This is a genomic window from Paraburkholderia sp. BL6665CI2N2, assembly GCF_004366535.1.
GTDB lineage: Bacteria > Pseudomonadota > Gammaproteobacteria > Burkholderiales > Burkholderiaceae > Paraburkholderia.
On the sequence record NZ_SORC01000001.1, the window covers coordinates 4,174,009 to 4,186,687 of the forward strand.

Annotated in this window: 9 protein-coding genes and 1 pseudogene; 7 read left to right on the forward strand and 3 right to left on the reverse strand. The window is 59.7% G+C overall.

Annotated features, from left to right (window positions below; genetic code table 11):
• Positions 1–207: 207 nt before the first annotated feature.
• The 4 genes from acnA (at position 208) to B0G81_RS18595 (ending at position 5,079) form a co-directional block, all read left to right on the forward strand.
• Complete coding sequence (gene acnA / locus B0G81_RS18580; protein WP_134137923.1) at positions 208–2,862, forward strand: aconitate hydratase AcnA; 2,655 nt, start codon at positions 208–210, stop codon at positions 2,860–2,862.
• 52 nt (positions 2,863–2,914) lie between these two features.
• Positions 2,915–3,808, forward strand: a complete 894-nt coding sequence (locus B0G81_RS18585; RefSeq protein WP_134137924.1) for a GntR family transcriptional regulator — start codon at positions 2,915–2,917, stop codon at positions 3,806–3,808.
• Between the two features lie 52 nt (positions 3,809–3,860).
• Positions 3,861–4,595: an ABC transporter substrate-binding protein gene (locus B0G81_RS18590; protein ID WP_134137925.1), complete on the forward strand. Its 735-nt coding sequence runs from the start codon at positions 3,861–3,863 to the stop codon at positions 4,593–4,595.
• 235 nt (positions 4,596–4,830) lie between these two features.
• Positions 4,831–5,079: a hypothetical protein gene (locus B0G81_RS18595; protein ID WP_134137926.1), complete on the forward strand. Its 249-nt coding sequence runs from the start codon at positions 4,831–4,833 to the stop codon at positions 5,077–5,079.
• A 449-nt stretch (positions 5,080–5,528) separates the two neighbouring features.
• On the opposite strand, the gene B0G81_RS18600 is transcribed toward B0G81_RS18595, so the two are convergent.
• Both B0G81_RS18600 and B0G81_RS18605 read right to left on the reverse strand, forming a co-directional pair.
• Positions 5,529–5,966 carry an SET domain-containing protein gene (locus tag B0G81_RS18600; protein WP_134137927.1) on the reverse strand — a complete coding sequence of 146 codons (438 nt, stop codon included), beginning with the start codon at positions 5,964–5,966 and terminating at the stop codon, positions 5,529–5,531.
• A 341-nt stretch (positions 5,967–6,307) separates the two neighbouring features.
• Positions 6,308–6,579 (reverse strand): annotated as a pseudogene (locus tag B0G81_RS18605) (HU family DNA-binding protein).
• A gap of 412 nt (positions 6,580–6,991) precedes the next feature.
• Between B0G81_RS18605 and B0G81_RS18610 the strand changes: the two are divergent.
• Complete coding sequence (locus B0G81_RS18610; protein WP_166679019.1) at positions 6,992–7,315, forward strand: type II toxin-antitoxin system RelE/ParE family toxin; 324 nt, start codon at positions 6,992–6,994, stop codon at positions 7,313–7,315.
• A gap of 635 nt (positions 7,316–7,950) precedes the next feature.
• Here B0G81_RS18610 and B0G81_RS18620 read toward each other — a convergent pair.
• Entirely contained in the window at positions 7,951–8,229 is a 279-nt protein-coding gene (locus tag B0G81_RS18620) for an HU family DNA-binding protein (RefSeq protein ID WP_134137930.1), read from the reverse strand.
• 984 nt (positions 8,230–9,213) lie between these two features.
• Between B0G81_RS18620 and B0G81_RS18625 the strand changes: the two genes are divergently transcribed.
• Both B0G81_RS18625 and B0G81_RS18630 read left to right on the forward strand, forming a co-directional pair.
• Positions 9,214–9,672 carry a hypothetical protein gene (locus B0G81_RS18625; protein ID WP_134137931.1) on the forward strand — a complete coding sequence of 153 codons (459 nt, stop codon included), beginning with the start codon at positions 9,214–9,216 and terminating at the stop codon, positions 9,670–9,672.
• A 1,493-nt stretch (positions 9,673–11,165) separates the two neighbouring features.
• Positions 11,166–12,377 carry an FCD domain-containing protein gene (locus B0G81_RS18630; protein WP_134137932.1) on the forward strand — a complete coding sequence of 404 codons (1,212 nt, stop codon included), beginning with the start codon at positions 11,166–11,168 and terminating at the stop codon, positions 12,375–12,377.
• Positions 12,378–12,679 lie beyond the last annotated feature (302 nt).

Below are 12,679 nucleotides of genomic sequence, written 5' to 3' on the forward strand. Positions count from 1 at the left end.
TGGGCCAAGGCCGGCCGCGCTACGGTCCCGACCGCAGCCAGCGCCACAAGCGATGCCGCCCCTTGAACGATCTGCCGCCGGGACAGGTTCGGGCCGTCCACATGCCCGTTACGGCCGGTTTTCTTCACGCCATGTCTCCAGATTATTTTTGGCTTTGGGGTTTGCACTAGATTGCATTTTGAACCGCAGAAGTGCAAAAATACACTCATGGAAAACACTTACTCCCCTACCGATGCTCGGCTGACGGTTGACGGCGTGCCCTATCGCTATGTCGATCTCCCTGGTCTCTTCGGCGACACGTTGCGGGAATTGCCCGTCGTGTTGCGTCTTTTGCTGGAAAACGTCGTCCGCAATACGGAGGGCGACGAGCGGCGGCGAGCCGTGCAAGGCATCCTCGCGTGGACAGCGCGCGGCACCAGCGAAGCCGAGATTGCATTCCAGCCCAACCGCGTGCTGATGCACGACACGACGAGCACGCCCGCGCTCGTCGATATCGCCGGCATGCGCGACGCGCTGGCCGAAGCCGGCGCCGATCCCGCGTCGCTCAATCCGGTCCTGCCGGTCGATTCGTCGGTCGATCATTCACTGGCCGTCGAATACTTCGCGAGAAGCGACGCGGCGCCCTTGAACCTGCAACTCGAACTGCGCCGCAACGCCGAGCGCTACCGGTTTTTGCGGTGGGCGTCGAAGGCGCTCAAGGGCGTGCGGATTCATCCGCCGGGCACGGGAATCATGCATACGATCAACCTCGAGCAGCTCGCGACCGTCGTGACGACGGTCGAGCGCGACGGCGAGCCGTGGGCGGTGCCGGACACGCTGATCGGCACGGATAGTCACACGCCGATGATCAACGGCATCGGCGTGCTCGCCTGGGGCGTGGGCGGCCTCGAAGCGCAGACCGTGATGTTTGGCATGCCGGTGATGCAGCGCATCCCCGATGTGATCGGCGTGCGGCTAACGGGCGCGTTGCGCGCAGGCGTGCTCGCGACCGATCTCGCGCTGACCATCACGCAGCGGCTGCGTGCCATTGGCGTATCGGGAGAGTTCGTCGAGTATTTCGGTCCCGGCGTGGCGACGCTCACTGCGGGCGAGCGCGCCGTTGTTGCGAACATGGCACCGGAGTACGGCGCGTCGACCGGCTTCTTTCCCGTCGATCAGCACACGCTCGACTATCTGCGCGCGACCCATCGTTCGGAACAGTCGATACGGCTCGTCGAAGCGTTCTCGCGACAGGCCGGCGTATGGTTCGATCCGCACGCTGAGCCGCGCTATACGCGCAGCATCGACGTGGATCTGGCCAGCGTCGGAATGCACGTCGCCGGGCCGCGCCGTCCACAGGATCTGCTCGATTATTCGCAGACGTCGGCCGCGCTCGCGAAGCTCGACTTCCATCCGCCGCCGCAAGCTGATCCAGCAAGCCAGGACAATCCGCCGATGCCAAAGCACCCCGTCGCGATTGCCGCGATCACGAGTTGCACGAACACGTCCGATCCGGCGCTGCTGATCGCCGCTGGCCTGCTCGCGCGCAAGGCGCGTGCGCTCGGGTTGAAGGTGCCGTCATGGATCAAGACATCGCTCGGGCCGGGCTCGCCCGCGGCTGCCGCGTATCTCGAACGGGCCAACCTGATCGGCGATCTGTCGGCGGTCGGCTTCGACATCGTCGGATATGGATGCACGACGTGCATCGGCAATTCGGGGCCGTTGACGGAGCCAGTCCGCGAGGCTATCGCCAATCACAGCGCGTATCCGGTCGCGATGCTGTCGGGCAACCGCAATTTCCCGGGCCGTATTCATCCGGACCTCGACCTGGGTTTCATCATGTCGCCGCCGCTGGTGATCGCCTTTGCGCTCGCGGGCAATGCCGAGATCGACCTGAGCCGCGAGCCGCTCCAGCATGCCGCCGACGGCACGCCGGTCTATCTGCGCGACCTGTGGCCGAGCCGCGAGGAAGTAATCGAACTCGTGCACAGAGCGGCCGATTCGCGCGACTATCCGCGCGCCTTCGCGCTCGCCAGCAAAAACCCGGCATGGCACGATCTCGATGCGCCCGACAGCCCGCAGTTTCCCTGGAACCCGGCATCGACGGCTTTGCGTCGGCCGCCGTTCGCCTCCGCGAAGTCCGCAACGCAAGGCAGCCAGCTCGGCAGGTACAGCGCATATCCGCTGCTGGTGCTCGGCGACGATGTGACCACCGACCACATCTCGCCCGCGAGCGCGATTCCGAAGGACAGCTTCGTCGCCGACTTCCTCGTTTCGCGCGGCGACGATCGCGACGACCTGAACGTGTTCGCGTCGCGGCGCGGCAACTGGGAAGTGATGGTGCGCGCGGCGTTCTTCAACCGCACGCTCGTGAACCGCCTGCGTGCCGGCATGCCCGTCGCGCATACGTTGCATGTGCCGAGCGGCGACGTGCTGCCGATTTTTGAAGCCGCTCGCCGCTACGAAGAGGACGGCGATCCGGTCGTGCTGGTCGCGGGCGAGCGCTACGGCACGGGGTCATCGCGCGATTGGGCGGCCAAGGGCCAGCGGCTCCTCGGCATTCGCGCCGTGCTGGCGGTGAGCTTCGAACGCATTCATCGCTCGAACCTGATCGGCATGGGCATTTTGCCGATCCGGTTCGCGGCGGGCGCGAATCCGGACACGCTCGATCTGCGCCCGGGTGATAAGCTCGAAGTCGACGCGCCGTCTGATACGCTGTCGCCCCGCTGCAAGGTGCCGGTGCGTATCATCCGGGCGGACGGCAGCATGCAGCCCATCGAGGCGACGGCGGCCGTCGAAACCCAGCTCGAATGCGCGTTGTTGCGCTCCGGCGGCGTCATCCCGCTGATATTGCAGAAAAATCTCGCGACGCGGGCGGCTTGAGACAGGGGCTCTGCCGCTACGCAAAAAAAGTAGAAGGCAGAGACAAACTCACATGATCGACAGATCCATTGCGACGCAGATCGTTGAACTGATCAAAACCGAAGGACTGGACGCGGGCGCTCATCTGCCTGCGCAGATGCTCGCGGACCGCCTGCGCGTGTCGCGCTCGCCTGTCAACGAGGCGCTCGCGCTGCTGCATGAGAAAGGCATTCTGACGCGCGAGAAGAACCGCGGATTCTTTGTTGCGAAGCCTGTCGTCGAACCGCTTGCGGACGTGGTCGGAGAACTGGGCCTCGGCGAAACGGATCTTGTCACGAGCGTCTATTTCCAGATCGCCGAAGACCGCCTGAAAGGCGAGTTGCCTGACGAGTTCTCCGAATTGCTGATCCGCAACCGCTACGGCTTGACTGGCGCGCAGCTCACCGCCGTGCTCGGGCGTATCGCGCAGGAAGGCTGGGCCGAGCGCAAACCGGGCTACGGCTGGCAATTTTCGTCGATGCTGACTACTCCCGACAGTCTGCTCAAGTCCTACCGTCTGCGTCTTGCACTGGAACCAGCCGCGTTGCTCGAACCCGGCTATCGGCTGGACGGGAAAGTGCTCGAACGGTGCCGCGAAGTGGAAAAGCATCTGCTCGCTGGCGGCATCGAAACGGATACGGCGGACCAGTTGCACGAGCGCGGCGTGCGCTTCCACGAGTCGCTGGTCGAGGCTTCGGGCAACAGCTTTTTCATCGACACGATCAAGCGCGTCAACCGCGTACGCCGCCTGCTGTCGTATCGCTCGATGCAGCACCGCGAGCGTTATATCGAACACGCGAAGCAGCATTTGCATCTGCTCGAACTGCTGGAGCGCGAACGCAACGAAGAAGCGTCGGAAGCGATGCGCGAGCACCTGCTGCACACGCTAGACGCGCTGTCGCGCATCAGCCGGATTCTCGAACCCTGAACCGATACCCACTGATACCGTCCGCGCAAAACGCGGCCGCAACGGGAATACCATGACCATCGATCAAACAGTTATCTCCGCATTCACGCCGACGGGCAAGCTGCGCGCGTCGATCAATCTTGGCAACCCGATTCTCGCCAACCAGGACCCGAAAACCGGTGAGCCGTTCGGCGTGTCCGTCGATCTTGCGTGCGCCTTTGCGAAGAAGCTCGGCGTCGAGCTGGAACTGGTGGTCTTCGACACAGCTGGCAAATCCGCGCAGGCGGTGAGCGAGGAACGCGCGGACTTCGGCTTCTTCGCGGTCGATCCCTTGCGCGGCGAGACGATTGCCTTTACCGCGCCGTATGTGCTGATCGAAGGCTTCTATCTCGTACGCGACGACTCGCCGGTCAGGACCAACCAGGACGTCGATCAGGCGCATAACCGCGTCGCCGTCGGTAAAGGCAGCGCATATGACCTCTTTCTCACGCGCGAGCTGAACGCCGCACAGATCGTTCGCGCGCCCTCGTCGCCGACGGTCGTTCAGACGTTCCTCGAACAGGGTCTCGAAGTGGCGGCCGGCGTCAAGCAGCAGCTCGAAGCCGATGCGCGCGCAACGACCGGCCTGCGGCTCCTCGACGAGCGCTTCATGGTGATCCAACAGGCAATGGGCACGCCGAAGAGCCGCGGCGAAGCGGCGGCGGCCTTGCTGCGCAGCTTCGTCGAAGAGGTGAAGGCGTCGGGCTTCGTGGCCGACGGGCTGGCGCGGCATGGGATCGTCGGCGCGTCTGTCGCGCCGGCGGCGTAGCGGCTGTCAAATTCGGTACAACCCGACTGGCATGGTACGACGTGGGGCTACTTTGACGCGAGATGGAATGGACACCGCCCGACGGGCGGCTCAACCGGTTACGGTTCCCTCCACGAGTTAGCAGCCTCGTACCGAACCGGTCGCGTCGCCCGACTCAATGAGGTCCGGAGCACGCGCCAGCTGCAGTGCGCATCTCCATGGCCGTATTGAAAACAAGCAGCAAGCCTTCTTCGGTATGGACTTTATCCATACCGAGCTTTCCTCCGACCGCGGCTGGGAGGGCCCGGGTTTCGCCGCCTTCGTCTCTTCCGTAATCGAAAGCGGAACCCCGCCGTCTGCAATGGCCGAGATCCGTGACACGCTGCGCGGCAAGGGACTGGGGCCCTACGACTGCCTCTGCCTTACGCTGATGAACATCCTCGCCATGCGAGGCAGCGAAGGCAAAAGGCACCTATTGCGCGGCCTGACACATGGAACGAATTGACCGGCACGTCAGCTACGCCGGTACTCAGGAGGTGTGGAAACGCATCAGCTTCGTCGAGCAAAGTCGCGTGACTATTAGTGCATACCAGTGAATTAACGGTGCCGACCGTCTGAGCGCAAGCGGAACCAACTTTAGTTGCGTGAGCGTCACGTTTTCGCAAAAAGACGTCGCGAAACGAACTATAAAGATAAGTTTTCTTCTCATAACAGCAGGGTTTCGAGGCATTACTGGTCCAATTACTGTCTGCACCACCGCTCACCGTGTCCGCGCCGGCAGTGACCGGTCAGCCAGGCGCGCGATCATATTGCTTTTAAGCATAACTAACGATAGTTGTTGCAGCTGACTCAACCTTCAGCAAGCTCCGATCCTTGAACCGATCGCCGCATCCTGGTCCGGCGTGTGACGTACCGGCAGAAAACGGCATGGTCGACTATCAACCGGACATGCGGTCACCCCGAAAGCATGGTGCCTCGACAGTCAGCCGCACGACAGCGGCAGACGTACGCCCGGGTGATTCCAGCCGTCCGGCGGCCTTCGATCTGTAACTGATAGTCGATGTAAAGCTCAGAGCCTTTTCCGATGGGTCGGATCGTGCGGATGAAGACTCGCTCCCCCGCCTGTTCGGCCTCGCAGTTAGGAAAGCAACTGTGATTGAGCCACCTGGCAGAGTTTCCTCTCTGCCCACCGTCAATTACCCGACCATCGTCGAGCCCGAAGAAGAAAGTGTGACCCCACTCGGCGGCGGAGCGTTCATAGGCCCGTTGGGCGCGCCTCCACGAGACGAGCGTGCCCTTGTATTCGAGAATCAATGTTCCGGTTTTGATATTGGCGAGTGCGAAGACGCCACGACCATGCACGGGGGAACTGCGAACGACGATACGGCGCATACGGGTATATTTGACGATATGGACAATAAGCGGACGGATTCGCGGACGGACGCCGCTTCGCCATAATGGGGCAGTCATAAACCGCTGTCACGCCCATGGCCGGTTCACCTGTCCGCGCAGCCAGAAAAGGCAGGCCTGTGCGCGATACCCCTCTGCTATCGGAACCGCCTGGTCGACGCGCCCGGCGAAGCGAGGGGGCAGCGTGTGATGCGCTGCCCGAGCCACACCGACGATGCCGGACGCCGCGCGGATGTGAAGTGGATCAATCTGCCGCTGCGCGACCGCCAGCGGTCCGGGTGCCCTGCGCGGTGTCCGGTCCGGGCAAAGGTCCAGCCCGGCAATTACCGGTTGACCGCCGCCTTGAACGCCTTGCCGGCGGTGAACTTCACCGTCTTCGCTGGGGAACCTGGATCTTTGCACCTGTCGCCGGGTTGCAGCCCACGCGCGCGGCGCGCGCGCCCGTCGAAGACGAGCCGACACCGACCAGCAGGACGGACTCGCCCTGCGTGACGGCATCCGTGACCGCTGCGATGAACGCGGGGATCGCGTCAACCGTTGCGGAGTAGCTTTCACCTGTCGCGGCGGTGACCTCGACCGGTTCCTGTCTATTCAGTGATGCTCCCCCGTTGAATGAAGCCGTCACCCTGCCGGTCGCCGCGCGCCCGCGCCACGGCTCAAGCAACGGGCGTGAAAAGTATTGCCCGCGGGCGGGCGCATTGCCTATCATGTAGAGGTGGCTCGTGCTAACAGCACGTGGCCGCAAAACGGAGCACAGGCGGGGCTGGCGGGATACTGGCCGCCCGTCTGTGCTCCGCCACGACGGGTCCGCGAAGGGTGCGGGCCGTTTTTTTGTCGGCTTCAATGGCGTCAGGTCGTATCACCGTTGCGTTTAATGGCTGACGTGCGGTGTGGCAGACGTGCGTGTGCGTTCGACGACAGGCGTTATGTCATGGGGCATTCATTCCTTCGCGTCGCTCGCCGGGTGATTGTTACACGGCCTCCGGCCTTTTCCGTCGAAGGATTCGTTGCCCGAGACTCGACTGGCCCAAGAGGACGTAGAAGACGAGCTCACGCACTACTTCCTGGACGAAGGATCGGAAGACGCCGCGCTCAGGTTCATCGCGGAGATCGACCGGGCATACGCGCATCTCGCCAGGCACCCCAGCACCGGGTCTCCCCGTTACGCCTACGAGCTGGATATACCAGGCCTGCGGTCATGGCCGCTTGATCGGTACCCGCATCTGATCTTCTACATCGAGCGCAAGCATCAGGTCGAGGTCTGGCGTGTCCTCAACGGCAAGCGCGATATCCCGGCGTGGCTGTCGAGCGACGACGGCGAGACTTACTGACACCGTCGGTACGGCAAAAGGCCCGCGAGCAGCCTATCAGCGTCGCTGAACTTCTTCAATTCTGCGCTTTGCGCGCTTGTGCACAAAGATCCGCGTGCCGGACATCGGGCAGGCGCTCATGGGCGCGAGCAGCTGGAGGGTTGCTACCATCGGCCCGATCGCAGCAAAGAATATTCGACGACGCGATCGTCCATCCAGGCTTGCCTGCTACGGTCGACAATGTCCGCCAGGCTGTCGATGCAAGCGAGCCTTGATATTACCTTCAGGACGGTGAATCGTGCGAATGTGTTAAGCCGATACGCACAGCCTGTCCGGAGCGGCGTTGCTTCGCGCATGCGGGCTCTGCCGCGGTTTCAGGTACCGACGACGTGCGCAGCGTCAGCCTGGTTCGTTGCATGCCGGAGGGTGCCGCGGTCGCTGCACCGGTTTTTCCCCGCGCGGCACCGGTTCCCGGGCACAGCCGTCCTGAGGCGTGACAGAAGGCAAGTCATCGCCGCAGCATGCATGGACCGGGAAGCCGTATGCGTTCGTGCCCACTATGGTCGTTGGGCTGCGGGGGGCACACCGCCTTTCTGGTATCTCCAGGAACATATTCGTCAACTCAAGGCGGACCGGGAGACCGGATGCAGCGGGTCTCAGGCGCCGTTCACTGCCTCCTTGAACGCCTTGCCCGCCGTGAACTTGACCGTCTTCGCGGCCGCGATCTGGATCTCGGCACCGGTCGCCGGGTTACGGCCGACCCGCGCCGCACGTGCCCCGGTCGAAAACGACCCGAACCCGACCAGTTGGACCGTGTCGCCCTTTGTGACCGCCGCCGTGATGGTGCCGATCAGCGCATCGAGAGTTTCGGCGGCCAACGCCTTGCTCGTACCGGCCTTCGCGGCGACCGCGTCGACGAGTTCCTGCTTGTTCATGGGGGTGTCCTGTTGACGTGATGAGAATCTGCCACCCTACCCGATTAACCGGCCTGAGCGCCATCCGCCCCGGGGCCCGTCGCTTTTCCGGCAGTCGGGCACCCGTCGGCGGAGACCGCGTCGTCCGGTGTCCGGCCGGACGGGTCCTGCGGACCCAAAGCCGGAGACGCTGGGGGCAAGGTGTACGGCTAGGGTTCTGCGCCTCAGGGCTCGATTGACGCCGCAAGGCAACGACCTGCGTCGATCACGGCTGGTGAGTTCTTCTGCCCTGCTTCCCGGCGCCGCAGTCATCCGCCGCCCCTTCAGACAAGGTCTGTTCACGCCCGCACGTTCGCCTACGGGCTGCTGCGGACGGCTCCGGGCTTTCAACCCGTTGAATTCAGTCACCGGAAAAGAACAAAATATCCTGAAACGAAGGGTCGGATAACTACTATCCGGGCCTTCATACCGACCGTGTCCGATCGGTCAGCCGTGGTAACTGCCCCGTTATCGCGGCAATTACGTTCACGATGGCGGGTCATCGGACCGGTGTCGACCCACTGCCGCCAGTCGACACGCAAGCGATTAGGTGACAGGTAACGGGTACGAGCAGTCGCTCGGGATGGCATCTCACAGGCAACCGACCTGCATCCTTTGCAATTCAGTTGCAGCATCGATCCGGGTTACACGTGACGCAGGTGATGCGCGAAATCGCTCGTTTGCTGGGCTGGCGTGCCGCGATGGGATTGAACGAGCCAAATAAAAATAACCTTGCGAAAGAGGGTACCGCTGACCGTGGCTCGACGCGGCTCACGCTTCGGGATCGGCTTGAATGTCTGCAAGGCTGATGCGAAACTGCATCCGACGATTGGCTATTGCGTCGACATGCGCGGAGATCGTATGGCAAAAAACAATTCGAAAGCTACAAGCCCGAGGCCGGATGAGCCAAAGTACGGACGGACCGCATGGGATATAGTCGCTGCCCTGCTACGGAGTCCTATCGCGTTGTCCCTACTGGGCATTGTCGCCATCGCTGCAATTGTGCTCGCGCTGCGCGGAAATTTGCGAGTCGGTTACGGAAAAGAAGGCTGGACTTTCTGTTTTCCATGCGACAAGCCGGCAGCAACTAGCGCGCCCGCAATTGCTTCGGGTCCTAGCCTCGCATCGACGGCTTCCATCAACCCAAGTGATAAGTTCGAAGCAGCGTCGGCGTCTTCAGCCGTTGTTCCTGCATCAGCGCCATCGGAACGCTCCAAGTTAAAGCTTGCGGATAAGCACCTCTCCCCGGTCTTGTCATGGGTATTAAAGGTCCCCATTTATACGAGTCTTGCTGAAGCGAAAAAATTGGTGCCGAATCTTAGTCTGGATATTTGGGCGGGGAGCACGCCAAATATTATTTACACCAAGAGGTTTTTGCCGTCGACGGATTTCAGGTCCGCGAGCCATTATCTAGTGACGATGTAACTTTCCAAGCAGCGCTTGTTAAAATGTTCATAAACGAGAATAACTTCGGCAAGGACTCAGGCGACCTCAGCAAGAACTCGGTTACCGCCGATGAAGTCCCATACTACAATACTACACTAGCCCAAATTAATTCTTATTGTTATGGCGACGAATTCAAAAAACTGCTCGGTGCAATCGTAGATGTATTTGGGACACCGAGTGAAAGTCAAAGTTATCCGGAGAAAGATACAACTAGCCAAACGTCGCCAGTCTTCTCAATCGGGAAAAAGACATATTGCAAGGATAATAATAAGACTGGTTGCAAAGTTCGGCAGGCGACCGGTTCGGGACAGGTATACACGTTCAACGGTCTGGGGAATGTGAAATTGACTTTGTCCGCATCAAAGTCGTCTGCGATACGACAGATTCAGCGGGATGGAATTTCAGTTGAAAACCATGAAACTCGTTGCCTGTGGTTGCTAAATTTCATTCCAAAATAGTTGCTGGCGGACTACGAAGGGTGGTGAATCGTTGGGAATTAGAAATGAAACTCCTGCAAAATTTGGCTATTTTTAGCGCCTTGTTCTCGTTACAAGGGTGTCGGATCGGGCTAGGCCCGTGCACGGGCGCCCATATCCGTCCGTTAGCTAAGGAAGAGCCGTCGTTCGAACGTCTGCCTGAAAGGTTCGGTGAATGTCTGTGGCTGGCCGGGTGCCGACTCATGCATTTTGCATACGCAGCTTCAACCTCCCCGGGGTTGCGATCGGCAGCACGCAACCCATTCCGGTCCTGCGCCGCCGCGCTATGTCAGGGGCGGCTTTTGAATGTCGAACGGTAATCGGCCATGGAGACTCAGCGGAATGACGTCGGGCAATCTGTGACTGCCAGCGACAATCTTGCACGAACGTCCGGCCTTGATGTTCGGTTTTTCCTATCGGCGCGGCCCTTTGCAGCAATTTGATCAAGCACGGTCTCGCAGTCGTGTGTGTGGCTGGCCCGTTCTCAGCGTCTGGTATGGGAACGAGGTTGTGTGCTTGGTGCTGCACTGCGATAGCGTCAATTACGAGTTGTACACAGTGTCGGCAAAGAGGGTTCGCAAACAGTTTCTAGGCGCGATTTCCGACAATCTTTGATCGATACACAAGTCCGCGGAACTGATGTCATAACCTCGCGGCTTTTCGCGTCAGTGTGCGACAGCCCACACAATCCGCCAAGTCACCACTGCACGGGCATGCGTACCGCGTAAATTCTATTGTGCGAACATGTATTGAATACCCCAGGCGGTATATTGCCATGCCGGCTTCGATCGATTGGGCGAGGCACAACGGATTAAATGGTGGTGGGAGCACGGCATGGGGGAACGCGGTCGGAACTGCGGCGTTCAAGTGTGGCCGCTGGCATGCGAACTATTGAAACGAGTGATCAATGACTCTGCGACTCAGCTCAACCATACAGAGCCCCAAGGCGCAAGAAGAGTTAAGCGAAGATTGCACCGTTTTTAGAGGTGAGTCGCAATGGCGTTTCTCGGGCGTGATCCGTTCTCCGGTAGCCAAAAGGCCGTATTTCGTCGCCGCCGTCGGCGATCGTCTTCGGCGCTTACCGTTCCGGAAATCGTTAAGCAAAAAATATTGCCGTGGGTGACTCTTGTGCTAGGGGGGCTTGTGGTAATCGCGGGCACCACGGCTATGTTCAAGAGCATTTATCGACCCAACGGACTCACAATTAATACGATACTCGTGCCAAAGACGCTTTCGGACAGAGGGCTCTCGTCGACTGCTGTCTCTGAACGATTGCGGGATAGTATTGAGAAGATCGCCGAAGACGCTTCATATAAACTTCAACAACCGCCTGGTGAACTACCTGACATAACTGTTCCAGGCACCAGCATATCGATCCAAAAATTCGTAGAGTTGGCGAGCACTTGGTTTCCTGATGAATGGCATCGTTCCATTAGCGGCGAAATTGTTACTAACGACCAAGCGAGCACTTCGTTCACCGTGACGCTCAGGCTGAACGGAAAATCCCTATCGCGTGCGACTATAAATGAAAGTAATTTAAATGGCGAACTCGACCGCGTGATGCGCGAGTTTTCCATAAAAGTAATGGAAGAAATCAATTTATATCTTGCGGCAACGGCGCTTATTATGGATAACAAATTCGACCAAGCCGAAGATCGAGTGGATGAGATACTCTCTGTATATCCACCAAATAGTCCAAAGGTTCGTGCTGCGTGGAATTTAAAGGGATATATTGCAGAGCATCGAGGTGAACTTAGTTCGGCAATAAAATACTATCGTACAGCGAATACATCGACGTCACTGACCAACCTCGCCGGAATTCTTGAGAAAGAGTGCCAGAGTGATATTTCTCGCTGCGACGAACTACAATTAAGAAATATTTATAGCGAGGCTATTGCTCTTAATAAAAATTCTGCCCATGCACATTACGTATTTGGAATTTATCTCTATAATCTCGGCTTAAAAATGTCTGTGCCAGACGATACTCATAACATCGTCCTCGTTCATGTGATGCACGGTCTGTACAACCTCGTACAGAAATCGATTGAAGAAACCTACTCAACATTCGAGAAAAGAGACGCAGACTTGTCGCATCTGATGGAACAGCATCGGCATATCTACGACGCTATTGAGCGTCACGACCCAATTGCCGCACGCAACGCGCTAGTCACCCATCTTGGCTTTATCCGGGAAAATGCTTCCCGCTAGGAAGAGCGTTTTCCGACTCACTGGCCCGAGGACCGCCGAAAAGCATCCGCTGAAGTATGCGCAAGGATGCTAAAGCTTAAGTACCGGCGCCAAATTCGGCGAGTGTACCAATGCTGTCCAGTCGAGATCCTCCCAACCACATGCGACTGCAGCAGTTCCCCTATCACACACGACGCTGGCGACGGGCATGGAAGCCGCAACGTGTTCTGCCTCCCCAAGCGCCATGTCACAAAACCCACGCCGCCATGTTTGATGGCCTAATGACCTGCATGCACTTCTACAGTCGGGCCGTCGAGGTGGGC

Excerpts from the sequence above, each read along its gene's own strand:
- acnA (WP_134137923.1), top strand. The coding sequence starts at position 208 with ATGGAAAACACTTACTCCCCTACCGATGCTCGGCTGACGGTTGACGGC.
- B0G81_RS18600 (WP_134137927.1), bottom strand. The coding sequence starts at position 5,966 with ATGCGCCGTATCGTCGTTCGCAGTTCCCCCGTGCATGGTCGTGGCGTC.
- B0G81_RS18585 (WP_134137924.1), top strand. The coding sequence starts at position 2,915 with ATGATCGACAGATCCATTGCGACGCAGATCGTTGAACTGATCAAAACC.
- B0G81_RS18630 (WP_134137932.1), top strand. The coding sequence starts at position 11,166 with ATGGCGTTTCTCGGGCGTGATCCGTTCTCCGGTAGCCAAAAGGCCGTA.
- B0G81_RS18595 (WP_134137926.1), top strand. The coding sequence starts at position 4,831 with ATGGACTTTATCCATACCGAGCTTTCCTCCGACCGCGGCTGGGAGGGC.
- B0G81_RS18620 (WP_134137930.1), bottom strand. The coding sequence starts at position 8,229 with ATGAACAAGCAGGAACTCGTCGACGCGGTCGCCGCGAAGGCCGGTACG.
- B0G81_RS18590 (WP_134137925.1), top strand. The coding sequence starts at position 3,861 with ATGACCATCGATCAAACAGTTATCTCCGCATTCACGCCGACGGGCAAG.